The 26,003-nt window shown below is 68.0% G+C and carries 21 protein-coding genes and 1 pseudogene; 20 read left to right on the plus strand and 2 right to left on the minus strand.

Translation table 11 applies throughout. The annotated features are described in order from the left end of the window. Positions 1–28 precede the first annotated feature (28 nt). The 7 genes from HIV01_RS17190 to HIV01_RS17220 all read left to right on the plus strand — a co-directional run bounded on the left by HIV01_RS17190 (position 29) and on the right by HIV01_RS17220 (position 6,478). The gene (locus tag HIV01_RS17190) at positions 29–1,045 is read left to right on the plus strand and encodes a glucokinase (RefSeq protein WP_200604105.1); all 1,017 of its coding nucleotides are present in this window, start codon (positions 29–31) and stop codon (positions 1,043–1,045) included. 57 nt (positions 1,046–1,102) lie between these two features. Beyond that, a complete protein-coding gene (locus HIV01_RS17195; protein WP_200604106.1) occupies positions 1,103–2,110 on the plus strand; it encodes a glycosylasparaginase in 1,008 nt (335 codons plus the stop codon). After that, on the plus strand, positions 2,107–2,838 hold the full coding sequence (locus HIV01_RS17200; RefSeq protein WP_200604107.1) for a copper homeostasis protein CutC: 732 nt from the start codon (positions 2,107–2,109) through the stop codon (positions 2,836–2,838). The genes HIV01_RS17195 and HIV01_RS17200 overlap by 4 nt, the downstream gene beginning before the upstream one ends. A gap of 37 nt (positions 2,839–2,875) precedes the next feature. After that, positions 2,876–3,811: a nucleoside hydrolase gene (locus tag HIV01_RS17205; protein WP_200604108.1), complete on the plus strand. Its 936-nt coding sequence runs from the start codon at positions 2,876–2,878 to the stop codon at positions 3,809–3,811. A 96-nt stretch (positions 3,812–3,907) separates the two neighbouring features. Continuing rightward, positions 3,908–4,153 carry a type B 50S ribosomal protein L31 gene (locus HIV01_RS17210; protein WP_158734120.1) on the plus strand — a complete coding sequence of 82 codons (246 nt, stop codon included), beginning with the start codon at positions 3,908–3,910 and terminating at the stop codon, positions 4,151–4,153. Between the two features lie 503 nt (positions 4,154–4,656). Further along, positions 4,657–5,958 carry a citrate synthase gene (locus tag HIV01_RS17215; protein WP_200604109.1) on the plus strand — a complete coding sequence of 434 codons (1,302 nt, stop codon included), beginning with the start codon at positions 4,657–4,659 and terminating at the stop codon, positions 5,956–5,958. 16 nt (positions 5,959–5,974) lie between these two features. Then, on the plus strand, positions 5,975–6,478 hold the full coding sequence (locus HIV01_RS17220) for a hypothetical protein (RefSeq protein ID WP_207527023.1): 504 nt from the start codon (positions 5,975–5,977) through the stop codon (positions 6,476–6,478). A 101-nt stretch (positions 6,479–6,579) separates the two neighbouring features. On the opposite strand, the gene HIV01_RS17225 is transcribed toward HIV01_RS17220, so the two are convergent. Both HIV01_RS17225 and HIV01_RS17230 read right to left on the minus strand, forming a co-directional pair. Beyond that, a complete protein-coding gene (locus HIV01_RS17225; protein WP_200604111.1) occupies positions 6,580–7,245 on the minus strand; it encodes a hypothetical protein in 666 nt (221 codons plus the stop codon). 238 nt (positions 7,246–7,483) lie between these two features. Continuing rightward, on the minus strand, positions 7,484–9,976 hold the full coding sequence (locus HIV01_RS17230; protein ID WP_200604112.1) for a penicillin-binding protein 1A: 2,493 nt from the start codon (positions 9,974–9,976) through the stop codon (positions 7,484–7,486). Positions 9,977–10,221: 245 nt separating this feature from the next. Between HIV01_RS17230 and HIV01_RS17235 the strand changes: the two genes are divergently transcribed. The 13 genes and pseudogenes from HIV01_RS17235 (at position 10,222) to tkt (ending at position 25,871) form a co-directional block, all read left to right on the plus strand. Further along, complete coding sequence (locus HIV01_RS17235; protein WP_158734115.1) at positions 10,222–11,280, plus strand: pilus assembly protein PilM; 1,059 nt, start codon at positions 10,222–10,224, stop codon at positions 11,278–11,280. Beyond that, positions 11,280–12,065 (plus strand): PilN domain-containing protein, encoded by a 786-nt coding sequence (locus tag HIV01_RS17240; RefSeq protein WP_200604113.1) that lies wholly within the window; start codon positions 11,280–11,282, stop codon positions 12,063–12,065. The genes HIV01_RS17235 and HIV01_RS17240 overlap by 1 nt, the downstream gene beginning before the upstream one ends. Beyond that, positions 12,062–12,736: a type IV pilus inner membrane component PilO gene (locus HIV01_RS17245; RefSeq protein ID WP_200604114.1), complete on the plus strand. Its 675-nt coding sequence runs from the start codon at positions 12,062–12,064 to the stop codon at positions 12,734–12,736. The genes HIV01_RS17240 and HIV01_RS17245 overlap by 4 nt, the downstream gene beginning before the upstream one ends. Positions 12,737–12,782: 46 nt before the next feature. Next, positions 12,783–13,286 carry a pilus assembly protein PilP gene (locus HIV01_RS17250; protein ID WP_200606207.1) on the plus strand — a complete coding sequence of 168 codons (504 nt, stop codon included), beginning with the start codon at positions 12,783–12,785 and terminating at the stop codon, positions 13,284–13,286. Positions 13,287–13,305: 19 nt separating this feature from the next. Further along, positions 13,306–15,243 (plus strand): type IV pilus secretin PilQ, encoded by a 1,938-nt coding sequence (locus HIV01_RS17255; protein WP_200604115.1) that lies wholly within the window; start codon positions 13,306–13,308, stop codon positions 15,241–15,243. Positions 15,244–15,417: 174 nt separating this feature from the next. Beyond that, a complete protein-coding gene (locus HIV01_RS17260; RefSeq protein ID WP_200604116.1) occupies positions 15,418–16,410 on the plus strand; it encodes an AAA family ATPase in 993 nt (330 codons plus the stop codon). Positions 16,411–16,433: 23 nt separating this feature from the next. Beyond that, entirely contained in the window at positions 16,434–17,384 is a 951-nt protein-coding gene (locus HIV01_RS17265; protein WP_200604117.1) for a DUF58 domain-containing protein, read from the plus strand. Beyond that, positions 17,384–17,860 (plus strand): DUF4381 family protein, encoded by a 477-nt coding sequence (locus HIV01_RS17270; protein ID WP_200606209.1) that lies wholly within the window; start codon positions 17,384–17,386, stop codon positions 17,858–17,860. Before HIV01_RS17265 ends, HIV01_RS17270 begins: the two co-directional genes overlap by 1 nt. A gap of 23 nt (positions 17,861–17,883) precedes the next feature. Beyond that, the gene (locus tag HIV01_RS17275; protein WP_200606211.1) at positions 17,884–18,897 is read left to right on the plus strand and encodes a vWA domain-containing protein; all 1,014 of its coding nucleotides are present in this window, start codon (positions 17,884–17,886) and stop codon (positions 18,895–18,897) included. Next, a complete protein-coding gene (locus HIV01_RS17280; protein ID WP_200604118.1) occupies positions 18,894–20,603 on the plus strand; it encodes a VWA domain-containing protein in 1,710 nt (569 codons plus the stop codon). The genes HIV01_RS17275 and HIV01_RS17280 overlap by 4 nt, the downstream gene beginning before the upstream one ends. Positions 20,604–20,644: 41 nt before the next feature. After that, the gene (locus HIV01_RS17285; protein ID WP_200604119.1) at positions 20,645–22,330 is read left to right on the plus strand and encodes a BatD family protein; all 1,686 of its coding nucleotides are present in this window, start codon (positions 20,645–20,647) and stop codon (positions 22,328–22,330) included. A gap of 61 nt (positions 22,331–22,391) precedes the next feature. After that, on the plus strand, positions 22,392–23,708 hold the full coding sequence (locus HIV01_RS17290) for a dicarboxylate/amino acid:cation symporter (RefSeq protein ID WP_200604120.1): 1,317 nt from the start codon (positions 22,392–22,394) through the stop codon (positions 23,706–23,708). Between the two features lie 170 nt (positions 23,709–23,878). After that, a pseudogene (gene tkt / locus HIV01_RS17295) lies at positions 23,879–25,871 on the plus strand (transketolase). The last annotated feature ends 132 nt before the right edge of the window (positions 25,872–26,003 follow it).

The following is a 26,003-nucleotide window of genomic DNA, read 5'->3' on the forward strand; positions in this document are numbered from 1 at the left end:
CCGACCCCCGGTCGTCCCTCCGCATTCCGTGATTGCCGATCCCGCAAAAGAGTCCGCTGCCCGCCAAGGCGCCCAGCCGTTCATTGCCGCCGACGTCGGTGGCACGCATGCGCGCCTGGGCCTGGTCCGGGTGGGCGCCGACGGCAAGGTCGACGTGCTGCAGTACCGCCGCTACGCCTGCGCCGAGTATCCGAGCCTGGCGGCCATCCTCGACCAATTCGCCGGTGAGTTCGCCGCCGAGCGCACCCACGCCGTGGTGGCGATCGCCGGCCGCCTCGAAGGCGACACGCTGATCAACAGCAACCTGCAGTGGCCGGTGTCGGTGCGCAGCACGCGCGAGGCCGCCGGTGTCACCCACCTGGCCCTGCTCAACGATTTCGAGGCCGTGGCCTGCGCCATGTCGTACGTCGATGCCGCGACGATGACGCGCGTCTGCGGCCCGGAGCGCTCCGGCAACGGCCCGGCGCTGGTGCTGGGCCCGGGTACCGGCTTCGGCGCCGCCCTGTGCCTGCCCGGTTCGCAGCAGCGCGCCCCGTTGCGCGTGCTCGCCAGCGAGGCGGGGCACGCGGCCCTGGCCGCCGGTACCGCGCGCGAACTCGACCTGGTTCGTCATCTGCTCAAGCGCTGGCCGCATGTCGACAACGAGCGGGTGCTGTCGGGTCCCGGTCTGGTCAACACCTACCAGGCGCTGTGCGAACTCGACGGCGCCGCGCCGGTGCTGGACAACCCCGAAGCGATTGCCGCCGCCGCCCAGGCGGGCAGCGATGCGCGCGCGGTGGAGACGCTGGAGTTGTTCTGCGCGCTGCTCGGCAGCCTCGCCGGTGACCTCGCGGTCACCTTCGGCGCGGATGCGGTGTACCTGGCCGGTGGCATCCCGGCACAGATCCGTCCGTTCCTGCTCGACAGCCAGTTCGCCGCGCGCTTCCGCAACAAGGGCGTGCTGGGCGAAGTCCTGGCGCGCGTGCCGGTGTGGCTGGTCGACCATGGCCAGCTCGGCCTGGTCGGCGCGGCGGCCTGGTACTACGAGCGTCATTCGGGCTTCTGAAAAAAATTCTCTGACAACGCGGCGGGGGCGGGCGCGCTCCTGCAGAACGGGAGTGCCATGACCAATCGTCGCCAGTTCCTCCAGTCCTCCCTGCTCGCTGCCGGCGCGCTGGCGCTGCCCGGTGCAGGCGCCGCTGCGACCACGAATCGTGCCCGCGTCGTCTCGACCTGGGATTTCGGCGTCGGCGCCAACGCGGCCGCATGGCGCGTGCTCGGAAAGGGCGGCAGCGCCCTCGATGCGGTCGAGGCCGGCGCGCGCTGGGCCGAGGCCGACCTGTGCAATCCGACTGTCGGACGCTGCGGCAATCCCGATCGCGACGGCGTGCTTACCCTCGATGCCAGCATCATGGACGGCGACGGCCGCTGTGGTGCGGTCGCCGCGCTTGAAGACATTGCCCACCCGGTGTCGGTGGCGCGCGCGGTGATGGAGAAGACGCCGCACGTGATGCTGGTCGGTGCCGGCGCGCAGCAGTTCGCCGTCGCCCAGGGCTTCGAGAAGACGCCGCTGCTGACCGACCAGGCGCGCGAGGCCTGGCGCGAATGGCTCAAGACCGCGCAGTACACGCCGCAGATCAACGCCGAGCGCCAGCAGCGCCCGGGCGACAAGAGCAACCACGACACCCTCGGCATCCTTGCGCTTGACGCCAAGGGACGCCTGGCCGGTGCATGCACCACCAGCGGCATGGCGTGGAAGCTGCACGGCCGGGTCGGCGACAGTCCGATCGTCGGCGCGGGGCTGTATGTCGACAACGAAGTTGGCGCGGCCACCGCCTCGGGCGTCGGCGAGGAGATGGTGCGCAATGCCGCCAGCTTCCTCGTTGTCGAACTGATGCGTCAGGGCAGGTCGCCGGCCGATGCCTGCCGCGAAGCGATCGAGCGCGTCGTGCGCAAACGGCCGGAGGCCAGCAAGCAGTTGCAGGTGTGCTTCCTCGCACTCAACCGCGACGGCGAGGTCGGTGCGTTCGCTCTGCACAAGGGCTTCGTCTACGCGTTGCACGATGGCGGCAAGGGGCCGCACGACCAGCTGCACGAATCGGCCTCGGTCTACACGACGGAACAGAAATGAGCCGCCGGCCGCTGGAGATCGCCGCCAACTCCGTGGCCTCGGCGCTGGCGGCGCAGGAAGGCGGTGCCGATCGCGTCGAGCTGTGCGAGAACCTCGGCGATGGCGGCTGCACGCCGTCGTACGGCACGATCGCGCTGGCCCGCGAACGCCTGCGCATCCCGCTGTACGTGCTGATCCGGCCGCGCGCTGGCGATTTCCTCTATGACGCGCTCGAACGCGATGTGATGTTGCGTGACATCGAGTCATGCGTGCGCCTGGGTTGCGACGGTGTCGTGATTGGCGCGCTCGCGGACGATGGCTCCGTGGACGAGGCGGTCTGCCGCGAACTGATCGCGGCGGCTGGCGCGCTGGGCATCACTTTCCATCGCGCCTTCGACGTCGCGCGTGACCAGGCGCAGGCGCTGGAGGCGGTGATAAGTCTGGGATGCGAGCGGGTGCTCACGTCGGGCGCGCGATCGACAGCGCCCGAAGGCGCCGACACGATCGCCGCGCTGGTTCGGCAAGCCGATCGGCGCATCCGGGTGATGGCTGGCGCGGGCATCAGCGAACACAACCTCGCCGGACTGGTCACCCGCAGCGGCGCGGACGAATTCCATGCTTCGGCGAAAGTGATCCGCTCCTCGCGCATGCAGCTTGTCGGCAAGGCCATCGCCGGACTTGATGCGCAGTGGCTGCAAAGCGATGCCGATCGTGTCAGGGCACTGCGTGCGGCGCTTGATGCGGTCTGACGTGCAGGCTTGTCATCTTCCCGGCCATAATCGGTCCATGAGCGAAAAGATCCCCCTGCTGATCGATACCGACCCGGGCGTCGACGACGCGCTGGCCCTGCTGCTGGCCTTCAACGATCCACGCCACGACGTCGTTGGCCTGACCATCGCCGCCGGCAATGTCGGCCTGCGCCATACCGTGGCCAACGCGCTGAAGCTGTGCGAGGTCGCCGGCGTCGACGTGCCGGTGTTCGCCGGCTGCGCCGGGCCGCTGCTGCACCCGGCCCCGGATGCGGGCTACGTGCACGGCCAGGATGGTTTCGGCGATGTCGGCTATGAGCCGGCGCGCCAGCAGGTGCAGGCCGAACATGCCGCGCTGGCCATCCTGCGCCTGTCGCACGAGCATGCCGGCAAGCTGCTGCTGGTCGCATTGGGTCCGCTGACCAACATCGCACTCGCGCTCAAGCTCGATCCGACACTGCCCGAGCGCGTGGCGCGTTTCGTGGTGATGGGCGGCTCGGTCACCGGCCACGGCAACATCACGCCGGCGGCCGAGTTCAACATCTACTTCGATCCCGAAGCGGCGCACATCGTTTTCGAAGCGTTCGCGCATATCGACCTGGCCGACTGGGAAGGCACCATTGCCCACGGCCTGCATCACGAGCGGGTCGAGCAATGGCTGGCCGCCGACTCGGAGCGTGCACGCTTCTACGAGCGCATCTCGAAGAAGACGCGCGAATGGTCGGCCGACCGTCGCGGCGATTACTGGCATTCGGCCGACGCCTACGCCATGGCCTTTGCCCTCGCCCCGGACGGGGTGCTGGAAGAGGCGCAGCGCCCGCTGTCGATCGAGCTGGGCCATGGCCATGCCCGCGGCATGACCGTGGTCGACTGGCAGCGCCAGAGCGGCCGCCCGGACCGGGCCAGGATCCTGCTGCGCTACGACCAGGCCCGCCTGGAGGGGTTGATTCGCGACGCCCTCGCCGCTGTGTGACCCCGGCTGCTTCATCCCGGGCAAAATCCGGACTTGCCCGGGCGGGGCGGGGCCGCTATACTTCCGCGCTTTCCCGCTTAAAGATTGGTGAGTGCCATGAAGGCCGGCATCCATCCCGAATACCGCGAAGTCGTGTTCCAAGACGTGACCACCGACTTCCAGTTCCTGACCCGCTCGACCCTTGGCAGCAAGGAATCGATCAAGTGGGAGGACGGCAATGAGTATCCGCTGATCAAGGTCGACATCAGCTCGGCTTCGCACCCGTTCTACACGGGCAAGCACAAGATCATGGATACCAGCGGTCGCGTCGACAAGTTCCGCAAGCGCTACGCCCAGAAGTGATCTTCCGGGCCATGCCTCAGGCATGGCTTTTCCGAAGGGTCATCCCGAGCGAAGCGAGGGATCTGCCGTAGCGCATCTGCCCGTGCCACAGCACGGACCAGGTGCAGCGCGACGACCAGGATATCCGCAACGGCTGCCGAAAGGCGGCCGTTGCTGTCTTGCGTGATTGGTCCGCCAAGCCCTGCTCGGCCGTCGTGTCGCGCACGAGACTTCCCCCAGCGGCTGCCGAAAGGCGGCCGTTGCCGTTTCTGGCCATTGGCTGGCGGGCGACCCGGCAATTCCGTCCGTGACAGTCGCCCTGGGCGCCCGGGCCCCGTGGCTGCGACGCACCGTTGCGATCGCGGGGTGCAAGCCGACCAAAGTCCGAGCCTTGGCTCCAGGTCGTTGTGCGATAATTCACTATCGCGGTTCGGCCGAATTCGGCGTGACCCCGTGCCCATTTTTTGGCCCCACTCGCGCCCGGCCTGTCCCCGCGGCAGGCATGCAGACTTGAGGAGTGTTTCGTGTCCGATTCCAACAACAAGTTCGACCAGGTCTCCCTGACCGCTGGCGACAAGACCGTGACTCTGCCGGTCCACCATCCGGTCCTTGGCCAGCCCTGCATCGACATTGGCAAGCTGCCGAAGGAAACCGGCGCTTTCACCTATGACAACGGCTTCACCGCCACCGCCAGCTGCAAGTCGGCGATCACCTACATCGATGGCGATGCCGGCGTGCTGCTGTACCGCGGCTACCCGATCGACCAGCTGGCCGAGCATTCGAGCTTCCTCGAGGTCGCCTACCTGCTGATGAACGGTGAACTGCCGAACCAGGGCGAGTTCGCCAAGTTCGAGCACGAAGTCACGCATCACACGATGATGCACGAGGCCTTCCGCACCTTCCTGTACGGCTTCCGCCACGACGCCCATCCGATGGCGATGCTGGTCGGCATGCTCGGCTCGATGGCGAGCTTCTACCACAACGATCTCGACCTGGAAGATCCGGAGCAGCGCCGCCTGGCCGCGATCCGCCTGATCGCCAAGGTGCCGACGATTGCCGCCGCCTGCCATCGCTATTCGATCGGCTGGCCGATGCGCTATCCGAAGAACAACCTCGAGTACACCACGCGCTTCCTGCACATGATGAAGGAAGTGCCGAGCGAGCCGCTGGAGCTCAGCCCGGTCGCCGCCAAGGCGCTCGACCTGCTCTTCATCCTGCACGCCGACCACGAGCAGAACGCCTCGACCTCGACCGTGCGCCTGGTCGGTTCCACCGGTGCCAACCCGTATGCATGCGTCGCCGCCGGCGTCGCCGCGCTGTGGGGCCCGGCGCACGGCGGTGCCAACGAAGCCGTGCTGAAGATGCTCGAGGAGATCGGCCGTCCGGAGAACGTCGGTTCGGCCGTGGCCAAGGCCAAGGACAAGGAGTCGGGCTTCCGCCTGATGGGCTTCGGCCACCGCGTCTACAAGAACTTCGACCCGCGCGCCAAGATCATCCGCGAGATGACCCACAAGGTGCTCGGCGAGCTCGGCGTCAACGATCCGCTGCTGGAAGTGGCGATGAAGCTGGAAGAGGCGGCGCTGAAGGACGAGTACTTCGTGCAGCGCAAGCTCTACCCGAACGTCGATTTCTACTCGGGCATCATCTACAAGGCCCTCGGCATCCCGGTGGAGATGTTCACGGTGATGTTCGCCATCGCCCGCACCGCCGGCTGGGTCGCGCATTGGCTGGAGCAACAGAACGATCCGGAAAACAAGATCGGCCGTCCGCGCCAGATCTACATCGGTTCGCCGCAGCGCGACTACGTCGACGCTGGCAAGCGCTGAGTCTTCGTTCGCGCACATGGCCGGCGTTCGCGCCGACGCAACGACCAAGCCGCGGCCACACCGCGGCTTTGTCGTTTTCAAATGGCTGGTCTATGCGTTGCTGGCCGGCGATGTCGTGCTGTACGCGCTCTATGGCCGCGTCACCGAGCTGATCGATACCGCGGCGTGGTTCGTCCTGCTGCTGCTGTTCGAGTGGGAGACCGGCGGCTGGCCGTTGCCACGCCGGTGGCTGCCGATGCTGCACGGTGTCCGCGCGTTGGCGTCCGTCGCCGTCGTGGTCGCGGTGGTCGGTTATGCGCTGGAGCGGGTCTGGCTGGACTTCGCCAACGAAGTGGTCTGGCTGGGCGTGATTGCGCTTCTCGAGCTGGAGGTTCGCCTTCCGCCTGATGCACTGCGTCTGCACAAGCTGCGCCGTGTCGTCGCCTCGCTGCTTTACCTGGCGCTGGTGGGATTCATGCTGACCTGGGCGGCGATGGGCATTGGCGGCGAGGATCCGCGCGCTGCGTGGCTCGATACCTAGGACGCGTTGTTGTGGCTGGTCGCGTTCGTGGTGATCGAACTCAACGTGTTCGGATTCACCGGCAATTCCCGCGTGCGCAGGGCGCTGCGGTAACCCAGCCCCTACAGCGGCGTCGCGCCGTTCTCGTAATCGAGGATTTCGTCGTCGGCCAGCAGCTGCCGCAGCTGCGTGGCGCTGGCGCGCTTCATCGGCTTTTCGTCGGTGTTCGACAGCGGCGCCTGGCGCAGGATGTCCAGCGGCAGCACGGTGAGGTCGAACGTGATGTCCTCGGCGCTGAAGACATACACCGGGAAGTCGTCGGCGCGCTCGCGGTCCAGGCGCAGGCGGCGGCTGCGCGCTTCAGCCGGAATGCCGTGCTGGTCGAGGAAGCGCGGCGGCGCATCGGGGTCGTCGCTGTACAGGTGCAGAGCCACCGGGCTGCGCGTATCAGCGGTGCCGTCCAGCACCGGGCCGACCAGGCGCGGCTCGAAGGACTTGAAGAACTCGAGCGCGCGCAACGCCGACTCGCGGCGCTGGCGCAGTGCCGGGATGTTCTCGCGCTGGAACAGGCGCTGGTACTCGCGCAGTGCCTCTTCGATCTCGCGGTTACGCGGCAGCGAGGCGTCGTCAAAGATGCCCAGGCGCTCGGCGGCCTTGAGCTTGGCCTGGTGGTAGTCGCGGATTCCGCCTTCCGCCATCAGCCGGGCAGCCTCGTGGGCGAGGCGATGGCGGCGTTCGCGGGTGCGTGTCTGTGCGTGCAGATTGGCGTGCTGTCGGGCGTGTGGCATGTCGACCTCCGCATCTGGCACGTCGTCGGCGACCGGTTGCGCCGCGGCCGAAACTGCACCGGCAGCAGAAACCTAGCACGTTTCATCGCGCCTGGAAGTTACCGCTTCTGGCGTCTGTGCGGCGTTCATTTTGCCGGCCGAGCATGAACCAATGCCCTCTGTCCGGCTGTCGAGCCGTCGCGGAAACGACGACGCCGGGCGAACCCGGCGTCGTTGATGACCTGCAGGTGCGGTGCGATCAGAAGATGTCGAACTCTTCCTCGGCCGGCGCCGTCTCGGCCGGGCCGTAGTCGACATAGCTCTGCATGCGCTCGAGGTCCTCGGCCTTGACCCATTCGACGATGCCGCCGCCTTCGCCCGGCACCAGCGCGCCGCTGGCCGACACCGACACCTTGACCATGCCTTCGGGCGGCTCGTTCGGCGAGATCGGCTGGTCCTTCAGCGCCACGCGCATGTAGTCGATCCAGATCGGCAACGCGGCCTTGCCGCCGTACTCGCGGTAGCCCAGCGACTTGTAGTTGTCGCGGCCGACCCAGACGGTGGTGACGTAGGGTCCGCCAAAGCCGGAGAACCAGGCGTCGCGGTGGTCGTTGGTCGAACCGGTCTTGCCGCCGACGTCCTCGCGTTCGAGCACCTTGGCCGCGGTGCCGGTGCCGCGCAGGACCACGTCGCGCAGCATCGAGTTGATCTGGTAGGCAATGCGGTTGTCGATCGCGCGCGGCGCCAGTACCAGGTTGCTGGTGTCGATCTCCGCCTTCTTCGGCTCGTCCTTCGGCTTGCTCTCGGTCGCGGCCGCCGGGGCTGCATCCGGGCCGAGGTTGAAGCCATCGACCACCGTGGAGGTCTGCACCGCCCGGTTCGCGCTGCCCGCATTGCCGCAGGCAGGGCAGGCGATCGCCGGCTTTTCCTTGAACACCACGGCGCCTTCGCGGTCCTTGACCTCGTCGATGAACCACGGCGTGATGCGGAATCCGCCGTTGGCGAATGCAGCGAAACCGCGTGCGACCGAAATCGGCGTCAGCGAGGCGGTGCCCAGCGACATCGACAGGTTCGGCGGCAGTTCGGCCTCGTCGAATCCGAAGTGGCTGATGTACTTGCGCGCGTAGTCGACGCCGATGGCGTCGAGCAGGCGCACCGACACCAGGTTGCGCGACTGCACCATCGCCTCGCGCAGGCGCATCGGGCCGGCGAAGTTTCCGCTGTCGTTCTGCGGGCGCCAGATGTGGCCGCGACGGTCCTTGAACACGACCGGTGCATCGAGCACCACCGAGGCCGGATTGAAGCCGCGTTCGAACGAGGCGGCGTACAGGAACGGCTTGAAGCTCGAGCCCGGCTGGCGTCGCGCCTGGGTGGCGCGGTTGAACTTGGCGCCGGCGAAGCTGTAGCCACCGGACAGGGCGCGCAGTGCGCCGTTGCCCGGCTCGAGCGAGACCAGCGCGGCCTGTGCCTGCGGGATCTGGTCGAGGCGGTAAGCAGGCGCCGGCATCGGTCCGGTCTGGCCGGGCTTGGCCGGCGGCGGGTCCGTGCGCAGCACGCGCACCAGGTCGCCGCGCTTGACCAGGCTGGCCGGGCTGCGTCCACCGAAGCCCTGGTTGGGGCCCAGTTCGATTTCGCTGCCGTCGGCCAGGACCAGCTGCACCTGGCTGCCGTTGCTGCCGGTGACGATGGCCGGAAGCAGCGAGGCCTGCGCCGGAATGCCGCGCAGGCGATTACGCAGCGTTGCCGCGTCTTCGCCGGCGGCGAGGTCGAAGTGCTGCTCGACGCCGTGCCAGCCGTGGCGACGGTCGTACACCGACAGGCCGTCGCGGATGGCCTGGTCGGCGGCGACCTGCAGGACCGGGTCGATGGTGGTGGTGACGTGATAGCCGCGGGTCAGTGCCTCGGCGCCGTAACGCGCGACCATTTCCTGGCGGACCATTTCGGCCACGTACGGCGCATAGACCTCGACCGGACGCTCATGCGGAGTGGCGTGCATCGGCGCGGCCTTGGCCTGGTCGGCCTCGGCCTGGCTGACGTAACGCAGGTCGGCCATGCGCTGCAGGATGTAGTCGCGACGTTCCTTGGCGCGCTCGGGATTGCTGAGCGGATTGCCACTGGACGGGAACTTCGGAATGCCCGCGAGCGAAGCCATTTCGTCGAGCGTGAGCTCACCGAGCTTCTTGCCGTAATAGAACTCCGCGGCAGCGCCGACACCGTAGGCGCGATTGCCGAAGAAACTCTTGTTGAGGTACAGCTCGAAGATCTCGTCCTTGCTCAGTTCACGCTCCATGCGCATCGCAAGCAGCATCTCGGCGAGCTTGCGCGTGTAGCTGTATTCGTTGCTCAGGAAGAACTGGCGCGCGACCTGCTGGGTGATCGTGGAGCCGCCGGGAACGCGACGCGCATCGGTCGTGGCGAGCAGCCACACCGCGCGGCCGATGCCCTTGAAGTCGACGCCATGGTGCTTGTAGAAGCGCGCGTCCTCGATCGAGATGAAGGCCTGCTTGAGCCGGTCGGGGACGTCCTGGATCGAGATCGGGTAACGCCGGGTCTCGCCGAACAGGGCCATCAGGCGGCCGTCGCGGGCGTAGACGTACATCGGTTCCTGCATCTCGACCGTGCGCAGGGTCTCGACGTCGGGTAGCTTGGGGGCGACGAGGTAATACAGGGTGCCCAGGGCAATGGCGCCAAGCAGGGCCAGGCCGGCGGACGCGATCAGCGCCCAGCGCAGCAGGCGGCGGAAACGGGGCATCAAGGCAGGTTCCGATTGCGGGTGTAGTGGCCGTGGAGTATAGATGAGCCGGGGAAAGGCACTTGAGCGGGGCAAGGGCGGGGCGGACGGGCCAGACGGGGCAGGGCTGGCCAGCCGTGCAAGGGGCGGAAAGTGACGCAGTAAGGCAATTCCGAACGGAACAGTTGCCATGCCGCGCAAACTTCGATATTTAAAGCGGGGTCACACGAAGCGCACGTAAGCGCCTGTGACAAGGGGAGAATACCGTGGGGATCGTCACAAAAAGCCAGCCGGCAGTCGTCGGCGTGGATATCAGTTCGACTGCCGTAAAGCTGTTGCAGCTCTCCCGGGCCGGCAACCGCTACCGCGTCGAGCATTACGCGGTTGAACCGCTGCCACCCAATGCCGTGGTCGAGAAGAACATCGTCGAGGTCGAGGCGGTGGGACAAGCGATCAAGCGCGCCGTGGCCCGCTCGGGCACACGGGCCAAACATGCCGCCGCCGCGGTCGCCGGTTCCTCGGTCATCACCAAGGTGATCCCGATGCCGGGCGACCTGGACGATGACGACCTGGAGTCGCAGGTCGAGCTCGAGGCGGTCAACTACGTCCCGTACCCGATCGAAGAGGTCAACCACGACTTCGAGGTCCTGGGTCCGATGCCGGGCAGCCCGGACATGCTGCAGGTGCTGCTTGCAGCCTCGCGCTCGGAGAACGTCGAAGTCCGTGCCTCGGCGCTGGAGATCGGCGGCCTGACGCCCAAGGTGATGGACGTCGAAGCCTTCGCGCTCGAGAACGCCTTCGCCCTGGTCGCCGACCAGCTCGGCGGGCCGCGCGACGGCCTGGTCGCCTTGGTCGACTCCGGCGCAACCATGACCACGCTCAACGTCCTTCGCCAGGGTCGCAGCCTGTATGCCCGCGAACAGGTGTTCGGCGGCAAGCAGCTGACCGACGAAGTGATGCGCCGCTACGGCCTGAGCTACGAGGAAGCCGGACTGGCCAAGCGCCAGGGCGGCCTGCCGGAGAGCTACGAGGCTGAAGTGCTCGAGCCGTTCAAGGAGGCGATGGTCCAGCAGATCAGCCGCCTGCTGCAGTTCTTCTACGCCGGCAGCGAGTTCAACCGCGTCGACCAGATCGTCCTGGCCGGTGGCTGCGCCTCGATCGCCGGCATCGCCGAGATGGTCGAAGAGCAGCTCGGCGTGCCGACCACGATCGCCAACCCGCTCGCCCACATGACCCTGGGGCCGCGCGTGCAGGCGCACGCCCTCGCCCAGGATGCGCCGGCGCTGATGATCGCCTGTGGCCTCGCCCTGAGGAGCTTCGACTGATGGCACGCATCAACCTCCTCCCGTGGCGCGAAGAACGCCGCAAGCTGCGCCAGAAAGAATTCGCGGTGATGTTCGCGATGGCGGCTCTGGGCGCAGTGTTGCTGTCGTTCGTGATCATCACCTACTACAACGGCCAGATCGACGGCCAGAACGAACGCAACACCTACATGCGTGACCAGATCACGCAGGTCGACAAGGCGATCAAGGAGATCGAGGAACTCGACAAGAAGAAGGCCAAGCTGCTCGCCCGCAAGGAAGTGATCGAAGAGTTGCAGGCCAACCGCTCGCAGATGGTGCACCTGTTCGATTCGCTGGTGCGCACGATCCCCGACGGCGCCGTGCTTACCTCGATCAAGCAGGACAGCCAGACCCTGACGCTTGAAGGCCGCGCGCAGTCCAATGCCCGCGTCAGTACCTACATGCGCAACCTGGAAGGCTCCGGCTGGATGACCAAGCCGGACCTGTCGATCATCGAGGCGCAGGGCACCGACAAGGGCCTGCCGTACGTGTTCAAGCTGCAGGTCCAGCTGGCCAACCCGAACGCGCCCAAGGACGAGGACGGCGATGGCATGCCGGACGCGCCCGCGGCACAGACCTCGCAGATCGCGCAGGCAGCCGATGCCACCGCCGCCGGCACCGCGCCGGCAGGTGTGGCACCGACGGCACCGGCACCGGGCGCGGCCCCCGCACAACCGGCAAGCACTCCGGCCTCCGCGCCGGTAGCGACCCCCGCCAACGCGCCGACGGCGCCGGCTGCAGCGCCGACCAAGGGAGCGGCGTCATGAGCAAGAAGAAATCCATCAAGCTCAACGAACTCGATTTCAACAACATCGGCTCCTGGCCGCAGCAGGCCAAGCTGGGCTTCTGCGTCCTGGTCTCGCTGCTCATCGTCGGCCTGGCCTGGTACCTGTTCGTCGCCGACAAGCGCACCGAACTGCAAGGACTGGAACGCCAGGAAGCGGACCTTCGTGCCGAGTACGAGACCAAGCAGGGCCGCGCCGCCAACCTGGAACCGCTGAAACAGCAGCTCGCACAGATGGAGCAGCAGCTCCAGCAGATGCTGCGCCAGCTGCCGAGCAAGACCGAGATGCCCGACCTGATCGTCGACATCTCGCAGACCGCGCTCGCCACCGGCATCACCAACGAGCTGTTCCAGCCCGGTGGCGAACAGCCCAAGGAGTTCTACGCCGAGAAGCCGATCGCGCTGCGCATGGTGGGCAGTTACCACCAGTTCGGCGGTTTCGTCAGCGGCGTGGCCTCGCTGCCGCGCGTGGTCATCATGACCATGCACGACATCTCGCTGAAGCCTCGCAGCAAGGAAGCTGGCGCCGCGATCACGCCCAACAGCCCGCTCGAGCTGGCCGGTACGGTCAAGACCTACCGCTACCTCGACGAGGATGAAGTGGCCAGGCAGGAAAAGGCCGCGGCTAGCAACGGCCAGAAGGGAGGGACCTGAGATGCGCGCAATTTCCATTGTTGATGGCGCGGCACCGCGTGTCCTCATGCTGGCAGTCGCCTTGGTCCTGGCAGGCTGTTCGCGGGGCATCACCAGCACGCCTGGTGAGTCGCCCAATCTCGAAAAGTGGATCGCCGAGGTCAAGGCACGCCCGGCACCGCCGCTGGATCCGCTGCCGGTGATGCAGCAGTTCGAGACGTTCGAATACAACGCCTACGCCATGCGCGATCCGTTCAGCACGGCGTTCACCGACGAGGACGGCAGCAATGGCCCGCGTCCGGATTCGGCGCGCCGCAAGCAGACGCTGGAGCAGTTTCCGCTCGACAGCCTCGACATGGTCGGTACGCTGGGCAAGGGCGGCGGTGTCGTGGCACTGGTGATGGCGCCGGACAAGGTGACCTACCGGGTCCAGGCGGGCGCGTACATGGGGCAGAGCGACGGTCGCGTGACCGGCGTGTTCGAAGACCATATCGAATTGGTGGAACTGGTGCCGGACGGCGCGGGTGGTTGGCTGGAACGCCCGGCCACGGTCGCGTTGGAAGATCAATAGGGATTGGGGGATAGCAACGATGACCGTTTTCAACACACGCATGCGACCGGCCCGTCGCCCGCTGCTCTTGCGCAGCGGGTCGGTGGGTCTGATGGTCGGCGCAATTGCCGCCTTCAGCGCCGTCCACGCCGCCGCACCCGCCACGACACCGGCCACGGTCGCACCCGCGGCCAGCGCCGATCCGGCCAAGCAGCTGCCGGGCACCATCGCGGTGTCCAACATCGACTTCAAGCGCGGCACTGACGGCTCCGGCCGCCTGGTCGTGAAGTTCAGCGGCGACGGTGCCGCGCCGGACCTGCGCAACCAGGGTTCCAGCGTCGTCATCGACGTCGGCAACGCACAGCTGCCTGCTTCGCTGCAGAAGCCGCTGAACGTCGTCGATTTCGCCACGCCGGTGCAGCGCATCGAGGCCCGTGCCAGCGGCAAGGGCATGCAGCTGGTGCTCAACACCAGCGGCAACTTCGAGTCGATGGCCTACCAGACCGGTCGCGAGTACATCGTCGAAATCGTGCCGCGCACGGGAGCTGCCACCGGCCGCGCCGTCGGCGCCACGGTCGATGGCAAGCCTGCCGCCACCGGTGGTCGCGCCTACAGCGGCCGCCCGGTCACGTTCAACTTCCAGGACATTCCGGTTCGTACCGTCCTGCAGCTGATCGCCGAAGAGTCGGGCCTGAACGTCGTCGCCTCGGACACGGTCACCGGCAACATCACGCTGCGCCTGATGAACGTGCCGTGGGACCAGGCACTGGACATCGTCCTGCAGGCCAAGGGCCTGGACAAGCGTCGTAGTGGCAACGTCGTGTGGGTCGCCCCGCAGCCCGAAATTGCCAAGTACGAGCAGGACAAGGAAGACGCGCGCATCGCCATCGACAACCGCGTCGACCTGGCCACCGAGTATGTGCAGATCAACTACCACAATGCCGGCCAGATCTATAAGGCATTGACCGAAGCCAAGGGCATTGGTGGTACCGGCGGCGGTGGTGGCGGTTCGGGCGGCGGCAACCAGGACAGCGGCTTCCTGTCCTCGCGTGGTCGCATCGTTGCCGACGAGCGCACCAACACGCTGATGATCAGCGACATCCCGAAGAAGATCACGCAGATGAAGGAGCTGATCCGCGTGATCGACCGCCCGGTCGACCAGGTGCTGATCGAAGCTCGCGTCGTCATCGCCACCGATACCTTCGCCCGCGACCTTGGCGCCAAGTTCGGCATCAGCGGTGCCAGCGGCAAGCCGGGTGATCGCAGCTCGGTCGGCTTCGGCGGCAATAGCGACGCAGCCTCGGCCAACGCCGCCTCGCGCGCCGACGCGGTGCAGAACGGCAGCAATGCCTTCGACGTCACCCGCTCGCTGATGAGCAACCTGCCGGCCGCTTCGGTCACCAACCCGAGCGCGCTTGCGCTGTCGATCCTCAACGCCGGTTACCTGCTCGATGTCGAGCTGTCGGCGATGCAGGAAGAGGGCCGTGGCGAAGTGATCTCGAACCCGCGCATCGTCACCAGCAACCAGCGCGAGGCGGTGATCCGCCAGGGCCAGGAAGTCGGTTACGTGACGATCTCGCCCCAGCAGGGTGGCAACTCGATTCCGATCCCGAACGTGCAGTTCAAGGACGTGCTGCTGGAGCTGAAGGTCACTCCGACCATCACCCACGACGGCCGCGTGTTCCTGAACATGAACGTCAAGAAGGACGAGGTCGAAGGCTTCACCAACACCTCGATCGGCCAGGTCCCGCAGATCGCCAAGCGCGAGGTCAACACCGCCGTGCTGGTGCAGGACGGCCAGACCGTGGTCGTCGGCGGCGTCTACGAGTTCCGCGATCGCAGCGACATCTCCAAGGTTCCGTTCCTGGGCGACGTGCCGTTCCTTGGCAACCTGTTCAAGCGCAAGGGCCGCAACAAGGACAAGGCCGAGCTGCTGATCATGGTCACGCCGAAGGTGCTCAAGGTCGAGCAGCGGTAAGCTCTCAAGTCCTCGCGATTTGACGGAAAGCCCGGCGAAAGCCGGGCTTTCTGCGTCATGGCCCTACGCTGGGAAGGGCGGGCAGGGGTGCCTGTCGCTGAATGGGTGACGGCGCTGCTGAACCGCGCCGCCGAACTTCGGTCAAACTGGACCTGCCCCGCATTCGAGACCCCCATGGACCGCCGCAGCGACGACCTGCCCCGTGTGCACGATGCCTTCCGCGCCCTGCGCGAGGCGCTTTCGGCCGAGATCGTCGGCCAGGCGGCGCTGATCGAGCGACTGCTGATCGCCCTGCTCGCCGATGGCCACCTGCTGGTCGAAGGCGCGCCAGGCCTGGCCAAGACCAGCGCCATCCGCGCCCTGGCGGCGCGCATGGACGCCGAGTTCGCCCGCGTCCAGTTCACGCCGGACCTTCTGCCTGCCGACCTGACCGGTACCGAAGTGTGGCGGCCGCAGGAAGGGCGCTTCGAGTTCCAGGCCGGGCCGATCTTCCATCCCATCCTGCTTGCCGACGAGATCAATCGTGCGCCGGCCAAGGTCCAGTCGGCCCTGCTCGAAGCCATGGGCGAACGCCAGGTCACCGTTGGGCGCGCGACCTACGCGCTGCCGGCACTGTTCCTGGTGATGGCGACGCAGAACCCGATCGAGCAGGAAGGCACCTTCCCGTTGCCGGAAGCGCAGCTGGATCGATTCCTGATGTACGTGCGAATCGGTTACCCCGAGATCGCCGCCGAGACCGAGATCCTGCGCCTGGCCCGCGAACGGGCGCGCGTCGCCCTGCACGCGCCGGCACCGGTGGTTGAACGCATGCCGCTGTCGGATGTCTTCGCCGCGCGCGCAGCCGTACTCGAGCTGCACCTGGCGCCGCCGGTGGAGCGTTACCTGATCGAACTGGTGCTCGCTTCCCGTGATGCCGCGCGCTACGACCCGGCACTGGCAAGGCGCATCGCCTGGGGCGCCAGTCCGCGCGGCTCGATCGCGCTGGAGCGCTGCGCACGTGCGCACGCGTGGCTGGCCGGCCGCGACTTCGTCACCCCCGACGATGTCCGTGTCGTCGCGCCCGACGTGCTGCGCCACCGCATCCTGCCCAGCTACGAGGCCACGGCCGAAGGTTGGGACGGTGATCGCCTGGTGGCCGAACTGTTGCAGCGGGTGCCCTTGCCCTGAGCCGATGGCCCGGAGTGGATGCAATGACGTCGATGCGCGCTGGCGATGACCACCCAGCTACCGCGGGCAATGGCCTGACGCCATCGCTGGCGGAGCTGGTCGCGCTGCGCTCGGTCGTGACCGCGCGTGGTCAGGCGCGCCGTGGCCGCTTCGGCGTGAGCGGGCATGCACTGTCGCCGCTGCGCGGCCGCGGCATGGAGTACGCCGAGTCGCGCGAATACTCTGCCGGCGACGATGCACGCCACATCGACTGGCGACTGACCGCACGCACCGGCCGCGCTCACACCAAGTTGTTCCAGGCCGAGCGCGAACGACTCAGCCTGATCGTCGCGGACACCGCGCCGGCGCTGTACTTCGGCACGCGCGTGCGCTTCAAGTCGGTGCAGGCGGCGCGCGCGGGCGCGATCGCCGCGTGGGCCGGCGTGCGCGACGGCGATCGCATCGCCGCCTTGCGCGGCAGCCGCGCCGAAGCGCCGGTGGCGCCGGCGGCAGGGCCGCGCGGTGCGCTGCGCGTGCTCGATGCGCTGGTGCGCTGGTATGCGCAGCCGCCGCCGGACGATGCCGGGCTGGATGTCGCCCTCGATCACGCGCAGCGGCTGCTGCGGCCGGGTTCGCGGCTGCTGGTGCTTGCCGATGCGCAAAGCGTCGCGGCCATCGCGCAACGACGCTGGCCGGCACTGTCACAGCACCATGAAGTGATCGTGCTGCTGTTGACCGATCCGTTCGAGGATGCACCGCCGAAATCGCCTTTGCCGTTCCAGGTCCACGACGCTCAAGGTCACGACACCCGTGTCGAACTCGACCTGGCATCGGCTGCGCAGCGGCAGGCCTGGCGCAACGAATTCGCGCGGCCGATGGAACAGGTGCTGGCGCAGCTTCCGGCCGCCGGCGTCCGCGTACAGGCGCTGTCGACGCAGGCAGCGAGCGATTCATGGCTGCCGCTGCTGGGCCGCAACCGGCCGCTGGTGGCGTGATGGGTGGCAATGCGCTGGTCCTGCGCGACATCCACTTGCTGCCGGCGCCGCCGTGGTGGCCGCCGGCCCCGGGCTGGTGGTTGCTGGCCGCAGTGCTATTGGCGCTTGTCGTGGCCGTCGCGTGGCTCAGGCAGCGCCGCCGACGCCAACGTCAGGCGATAACCGAATTGTTCGATCGCAGCGTCGACGCCGCCGGCTCACCCGCCGCGCAGGTTGCGGCGATGTCGGAGCTGCTGCGCCGTGCCGCGCGCCGCCGCGACGCCGGGGCTGACCGGCTGCAGGGCGAGGCGTGGCTGGCGTTCCTCGATGCGCAGTCGCCGTCGCGACGAGGTGCCGTGGCGAGCGACGACTTCAGTCGCGGTCATGGCCGTCTGCTGCTCGACGGCGGCTACCGCCGCGATGTCGCCGCTGCGGACGTACAAGCGCTGCGGACGATGGTGCGGGCCCGCTTCCTGCAATGGATGGGGGCGAAATGAGCGGCACGCTGATCGATGCGTTGATGGCCACGCTGCTCGCCCCGTGGCACTGGTTGCTCGATACCTTCGCCTGGCCGTGGTTGTTGCTTGCACTGCCGCTGCCGTGGCTGGCGCGTTGGCTCCTTCCGAGTGCGCGCGGCACCGCGGCAGCGTTGCAGGTTCCATATGGCGAGCGCCTCCAGCGTGTCGCCGCAGTGGGTCGTCGCGGCTTCGGCGGCAGTGCCGGTGCACTGGCGTGGCTGGGCTGGATACTGCTGTGCGTGGCCGCGGCGCGGCCGCAACAGCTCGGCGAAGCCGTGCAACCGCCGCAGGCCGCGCGCGACCTGATGCTGGCACTGGACCTGTCGGCGAGCATGCGTGAGCCGGACATGGACCTGGGCGGTCGCAGCGTCGATCGACTTACCGCTGCCAAGGCCGTGCTCGCCGATTTCCTCGATCGTCGCGGCGGCGATCGCATCGGCCTGATCGTGTTCGGTCGTCGCGCCTATGCGCTGACGCCGCTGACGCTCGATCTCGACTCCGTCCGCGAACAGCTCAACGACAGCGTCATCGGCCTGGCCGGGCAGGAGACCGCCATCGGCGATGCCATCGCCCTGGCGGTCAAGCGCCTGCAGGCGCGACCGGCCGAGCAGCGCGTCCTGGTACTGCTGACCGACGGCGTCAACACCGCCGGTCTGCTCGACCCGGCCAAGGCGGCGCAGATCGCGCATGCCGAAGGCGTGCGCGTGCACACCATCGCCTTCGGCGGCGAAGGTTCGATGTCGCTGTTCGGCGTGCCCATGCCGATGCCCGGCGCCGGCGATGAAATCGACGAGGCCGGCCTGCGTGCGATCGCGAAGACCACCGGTGGTCGCTTCTTCCGCGCGCGCGACACATCGCAGTTGGTGGACATCTACGCCGAAATCGACCGGATCGAACCGATCCGGCAGCCGGGACAGGCGCTGCGTCCGCGCATCGAGCGCTATCACTGGCCGCTTGCTGCGGCCTTTGCCTGCGCCTTGCTCGCCTTCGCGTGGCCGCGCCGGAGGCTGGCATGAGCGCCGCCGCGTTCGACTTGGCCGCGCTGCACCTGCTGCGCCCGCAGTGGCTGTGGGCGTTGCTGGCGCTGCCGCTGCTGGCGTGGCTGTGGCGATGGCGACGACATCGCGCCAGCGTCTGGCACGACACCGTCGATGCGCACCTGTTGCCGCACCTGCTGGCGCAGCGCGGCGATGCGCGAGCGCGCTGGGCGAGCGGCCTGGCCGTGCTTTCCTATGCCGTCGCGGTGCTGGCGCTGGCCGGACCGAGCTGGCGCCAGGTCGCACAACCGTTGTGGGAAAGCCGGGCACCGCTGGTAATCGCGCTGGACCTGTCGAGCGCGGCCACGGCCGCGGACGTGCCGCCGTCGCGACTGGCGCAAGCGCGCGCGAAGATCGCCACGCTGCTGCGCGAACGCGCTGGCGGACAGGTCGCCCTGGTCGCCTATGCCGGCGATGCCTACACGGTCGCTCCGTTGACCGAGGACACCGCCAACGTGGCGCTGTTCCTCGATGCGCTGGCACCGGACGTGATGCCGGTCGACGGCCAGCGCGCGGATCGCGCCATCGACTGGTCGGCGCAATTGCTCAAGCGCGCCCGCTTCGATCGCGGCGACATCGTCCTGCTGACCGCGCAGGCCGACGAGCCCGCGCGCGATGCCGCCGCCCGTGCCGCCAGGCAGGGCTATCGCGTGTTCGCCCTGGGCATCGGCAGCGCCGCCGGAGCGCCTTATCGCCGCAGTGATGGCAGCTTCGGCCAGGCGCGACTGGACGCCGGATCGCTGCGCACGCTGGCGAGTGCGGGTGATGGCCGATACGCGGCGCTGGCGGAAGGCGACGACGACCTCAGGGCGCTGGGCATCCTCGATCCGCGCCAGGACGACGCCGCCATTGCCCGCGGCAAAGGCACGGCATGGCAGGACCAGGGCTACTGGCTGCTGCCGCCGTTGCTGCTGCTGGCGCTGTTCGCGTTCCGCCGTCGTGCGGTGATGCTGTTGCTGCCGATTTGCTTCGTGTGGCCGGGCTCGCAGGCATCGGCCGCGGACCTCTGGCGTCGAGCCGACCAGGTCGAACATGCGCGCATGGAGCAGGCAACGCAGGCCTACCGGCGCGGCGATTTCGCCGAGGCCGCGAAACTCTACGGCGATGCCCGCGATGCCGACGCCCATTACAACCGCGGCAATGCATTGGCCAAGGCCGGGCAGTATCCTCAGGCGATTGCCGCCTACGACGAAGCGCTGAAGCAACAACCCGGCATGGACGATGCGATCGCCAACAAGCGGGCGGTCGAGGCGGCGATGAAGCGGCAGCAATCGTCAAAGTCGAAGAACGACTCGCAATCGGGTCAGTCGCAGCCATCACCCGATGGCAAGGGCGATCCCTCGCAGCAGTCTGGCAAGGGCAAGGAGCAGCAACGCAAGCCCGAACAGGCACCGCAGCAGTCGCAGCAGCAAGCGACCCAGCCCGCCGATGCCCAGGCCCAGCGCGATGCCGACGCCGCCCAACGCGAACGCATGCAACGCGCGTTGCAGCAGCAACAGCGCAACGGCCAGCAGGACGCGCAGCGTCGCGCCGGGCAGGCCAACGAAACGCCGCAGCAGCGCGAGCAGCGCCTGGCCAACGAGGCTTGGTTGCGCCGCGTGCCCGACGACCCGGGCAGCCTGTTGCGCGAGAAATTCCGGATCGAGCAGGAGCGCCGTCTGACCGAGGGCCAGGGACCGCAATGAGTGTCATCGCCGACAAGCAACACCGATCCCCATCAGCGCGCATGCTGTTGCGTCTGGCCGCCTGGCTGCTGTTGTCAACCGCGAGCCTGGCGGCATCGGCGCAAACACGCGCCTGGCTCGACCGCGATCGCATCGCCCTGGGCGAAACGGTCACGCTCAACATCGAGACGACCTCGACGGCGGCATCGGAACCGGACTACGCACCGCTGCAGGCGGACTTCACCGTCAGTGGCCACACCAGCCGCCGCGAGTTCGAAAGCATCAACGGCCGCAACAGCATGCGCCTGCTGTATGCAGTGGCGTTGCGGCCGCGCCGCGACGGCGTGCTGACCGTGCCCGCGCTAGCGCTGGGCAGCGAACAGACGCAGCCCTTGTCACTGGTGGTCACGCCCGACGGTGGTCGCGCCACCGGTCGTGCCGGCGACGACGTCTTCATCGAAAGCCAGGCCGACGACGCCGACCCCTACGTGCAGCAATCGGTCGGCTGGGTGGTGCGGCTGTACTCCGCCGCGCCGCTGGTGTCGGGGCAACTCGACCAGCCCGCCCCGGAGGGCGCCTCGCTGCAGCGTGTCGGTGACGATGCCCAGTACCAGCGCGACGTCGGTGGCCGTCGCTACAGCGTGGTCGAGCGCCGGTTCCTGCTGGTGCCAGAGCGCAGCGGCACGCTGACGATCCCGCCGGCGAGCTTCGAGGGCCGCGGCGCCGGCGGCTTCTTCGACGATCTGTTCGGCAGCAATCGCGGCGCACTGCAGGCGCAGGCGGCGCCGCGCTCGCTGCAGGTGCGGCCGGTGCCCAACGATGCACCACAGCCTTGGCTGCCGCTGCAGGACCTGCAGTTGCGCTACCAGTCGACGCCACAGGAATTGCGCGCAGGTACGGCCGCGACCCTGGTCGTTGAAGCCGTTGCCGATGGCGCCACCGCCGTGCAGATGCCGGAACTGCAGTTGCCGGCGATCGATGGCGTGCAGGTGTTCGCCGAACCGGTCCAGGCCGACGAACGTTTTGTCGATGGCAGGCCGCGGGCGAAGCTGACACGGCGCTTCTCGCTGGTGCCCTCGCGCGCAGGCAAGATCCAGCTGGGTGGCATGCGCATGAGCTGGTGGGACGTGCGCGCCGGGGCGGTTCGCACCGCCACCCTGCCGCCGTTGTCCTGGACGGCGCTGGCCGGTGCCGCGCCAGCGTCGGCGGCAGCAACTTCCGCCACGGCCTCGCCAGCCCCGGCTGACATCGTGGCAGCCGACACCGAATCGTCGCTGCTGCCCATCCCGGGCGCCAGCAAGGGTTGGGTCCTGGCGACGCTGCTGTTCGCCGCCCTGTGGCTGTTCACCCTGGTCTGGGGTCTGCACCGCGGCGATGCGCGGGCCGCGGCCACTGCGCCTGCCACTGACGGCGGGGACGCGCCCGCCGCCAGCGGCGGCAACCTCAAGCAGGCGCTGGACCGTGGCGCGCTGGGCGACGTGGCCGAGGCCTTGTGCGCGGCGGCGAAGCCACGCGCGCAGGATCTGGAAGAGGTGGTCGCACGTCTGTCCGACCCCGACCAGCGTGCGGCAGTGGAAGCGCTCCAGCGTGCGCGCTGGGGCGGCGGAGATGGCGTCGCCGCGCGGCAGCAGCTGCGCAAGGCGTTCGCATCCGGTGCGCGCTGGCGAGAGCGCTCGGTCGATGCGCCTTCGCCATTGCCGCCGTTGTACCCGCCTGCGCCCGACCGATCCGGACGACTGCGCGGTTGAGCGGGGCAGGGTGCCGCCGGGCGGTTTGCTAAGCTCGCGCGGTTCCCCGAGGAGTTGCAGGATGAGTGATTCGAACACCAGCGCCGGCAAGGGCAAGCTGCCGCTGCACTGGAAGATGGCGATCGGCTTCGTCGCCGGCCTGCTGCTGGGCCTGGTCGTGCATTACGGCGTCGGCGCCGACACGGCCTGGGTCAAGACCTTCACGACCTACGTGACCCAGCCCGCAGGCACGCTGTTCCTGCGCCTGATCTTCATGCTGGTGATCCCGCTGCTGTTCTCGGCGCTTGTCATCGGCGTCGCCGAAATGGGCGACGTGCGCGCGCTGGGCCGAATCGGCTGGCGCACCCTGGGCTACACGGTCGTCGTCTCCGGCATCGCGGTCATCCTCGGGCTGCTGCTGGTGAACTGGCTGCAACCTGGCGCAGGCGTCGATCCGGTGCGCGCGCAGCAGCTGCTCAGCGAAGGCTCCGAACGTGCCAGCGCCATCGTCGGCAGCACCCACGTCCAGCCCAAGGGCCTGGACATGCTCATGGCGATCGTCCCCGACAACATCGTCAAGGCCGCCGCCGACAACACCATCCTGGCGGTGATGTTCTTCGCGCTGATGCTCGGCATCGGCTTGGTGCTCACCCGCACCAAGGCCACCGAAACCCTGCAGCGCGCCATCGAAGGCCTGTTCGAAGTGTCGATGACGCTGATCGGGATGGTCATCAAGCTGGCGCCGTACGCGGTGTTCTGCTTCATGTTCAACCTGGCGGTGCTGTTCGGCTGGGAGCTGCTCGGCAGCCTCGGCGCCTATGTCGGCGTGGTCGTCCTGGCGCTGGCGCTGCACATGTTCGTGGTCTATTCGCTGGTGCTGAAGTTCGCCGGCGGTTACTCGCCCAGGAAGTTCTTCAAGGGCGTGCAGGAAGCGATGGTGATGGCGTTCTCCACCGCCTCGTCCAACGCCACCCTGCCGACTGCATTGCGCGTGGCCGACGAGCAGCTCGGCCTGCCACGCCGGGTCTCGCGCTTCGTGCTGACGGTGGGCGCCACCGCCAACCAGAACGGCACGGCCCTGTTCGAGGGCGTCACGGTGCTGTTCCTGGCGCAGTTCTTCGGGGTCGAGCTGACCCTGGTGCAGCAGGCCACGGTGATGTTCGTCTGCATCCTGGGCGGCATCGGCACCGCCGGTGTCCCGGCCGGCTCGCTGCCGGTGGTGGCGCTGATCTGCGGCATGGTCGGCGTGCCGCCGGAGGGCATCGGCCTGATCCTGGGCGTCGACCGCTTCCTCGACATGTGCCGGACCACGCTGAATGTCACCGGCGACCTGATGCTCGCCACCGTCGTCTCGCGCGGCGAGCCGGCGGAAGTGCCGGCCGAGCCGGCCACGGCGTAGGCCTGCGGCAAGGGGGCCAGGCCTTGCCTGGCCTTTTCCTGGCCCCGGCAGCGGGCCGGGGCGACAGGGCGGCGCGGCAATGGGACAATGGCCAGCCCGTCCGGCCCGGCTTCGACCGCCAGGTCTCGCGCATGGGCCCCTCCCCGCAGCCGAAGACCCGCCCCGACGCCATGACGACGCCCAGCCGCCGCGAACTAGCCAACGCCATCCGCTTCCTTGCCATCGACGCCGTCCAGGGCCGCCAACTCCGGCCACCCGGGCATGCCGATGGGCATGGCCGACATCGCCGAGGTGCTGTGGAACGATTACCTCAGCCATAACCCGAGCAACCCGAACTGGTTCAACCGCGACCGCTTCGTGCTGTCCAACGGCCACGGTTCGATGCTGCAGTACGCGCTGCTGCACCTGTCGGGTTACGACCTGTCGATCGACGAGCTGAAGAATTTCCGCCAGCTCAACTCGAAGACCCCGGGCCATCCGGAAAACTTCATGACGCCGGGCATCGAGACCACCACCGGTCCGCTCGGCCAGGGCTTCGCCAATGCCGTCGGCATGGCGCTCGCCGAGAAGCTGCTGGCACAGCGCTTCAACAAACCCGAGCACAAGATCGTCGACAACCGCACCTTGGTATTCATGGGTGACGGCTGCCTGATGGAAGGCATCTCGCACGAGGCCGCATCGCTGGCCGGCACCTGGGGCCTGCACAAGCTGGTCGCGTTCTGGGACGACAACAAGATCTCGATCGACGGCAACACCGATGGCTGGTTCACCGACAACACGCCGGCGCGCTTCGAGGCGTACGGCTGGAACGTCGTGCGTGGCGTCAACGGCCAGGATGCCGCCGAGATCAAGACCGCCATCGAGACCGCGCTGAAGTCGACCGACAAGCCGACGCTGATCTGCTGCCGCACCACCATTGGTTACGGTTCGCCGGCCAAGGCCGGCAAGGAATCGTCGCACGGTGCGCCGCTGGGCAAGGACGAAGTCGCCGCCACGCGCCAGGCGCTGGGCTGGGAGTATGGTCCGTTCGAAATTCCCGAGGCGATCTACGACGGCTGGCGCGTGCGCAGCACCGGCGGGCAGCGCGAGTCGGAGTGGAACCAGTTGTTCGCCGCCTACAAGAGCCAGTACCCGGAGCTGGCCGCCGAGCTGACCCGTCGCGCCAGTGGCGCGCTGCCGGAAGGCTTCGTCGAGGCCGCCGATGCCTACATCGCCAAGCTCCAGGCCGAGGGCCCGGTGATCGCTTCGCGCAAGGCTTCGCAGATGGCGATCGAGACGTTCGCGCCGTTGCTGCCGGAACTGATCGGCGGTTCGGCCGACCTGGCGCATTCCAACCTGACCCTGTGGAAGGGCAGCAAGTCGGTCGCCACCGACGATCCCAATGCCAACTACATCTATTACGGTGTGCGCGAGTTCGCGATGACCGCGATCAGCAACGGCCTGGGCCTGCACGAGTGCTTCATTCCGTACGACGCGACGTTCCTGGTATTCAGCGATTACGCGCGCAATGCCGTGCGCATGAGCGCGCTGATGGGCGCGCATGCGATCCATGTCTACACGCATGACTCCATTGGCCTGGGCGAGGACGGTCCGACCCACCAGCCGATCGAGCACATGGCGTCGCTGCGCTACATCCCGCACAACGATCTGTGGCGTCCGTGCGATGCGGTCGAGTCGGCGGCTTGCTGGAAGGCGGCCATCCTGCGCGACGATGGTCCGAGTTGCCTGGTCTTCTCGCGCCAGAACCTCGCCCACCAGCAGCGCAACGAGCAGCAGGTGGCCGACATCGCCCGCGGTGGTTATGTGCTGAAGGATTCCAATGGCGCGCCGGAGGTCATCCTGATCGCGACCGGTTCGGAAGTGGGCCTGGCGATGGATGCGGCGGCGCAGCTCGGCGACAAGGTGCGCGTGGTGTCGATGCCGTCGACCAACGTGTTCGATCGTCAGGATGCGGAGTACCGCGAGTCGGTGCTGCCGCGCGATTGCCGCAAGCGCGTCGCAATCGAGGCTGGCGTGACCGGCTTCTGGCACAAGTACGTCGGTCTGGACGGTGCGGTGATCGGCATCGACGACTTCGGTGCGTCGGCTCCGGCCGAGAAGCTGTTCCCGGAGTTCGGCTTCACGGTCGAGAAGGTGGTCGAGGCGGCACGCGCGCTGGGCTGATTCTCCGCTGCGTGTAGCGTGTGTTGAAAGAAGCGGCTTCGGCCGCTTCTTTTTCTCGCGCGGCGCCTTTGCGTTTGCTGCTGCGGAGCGGCGTCGTCCGCCGGGCCGGGGATTGCTCCGCCCCTTCGTTCG

Origin of the sequence: Lysobacter arenosi (assembly GCF_016613475.2) — a bacterium.
Classification (GTDB): Bacteria; Pseudomonadota; Gammaproteobacteria; order Xanthomonadales; family Xanthomonadaceae; genus Lysobacter_J; species Lysobacter_J arenosi.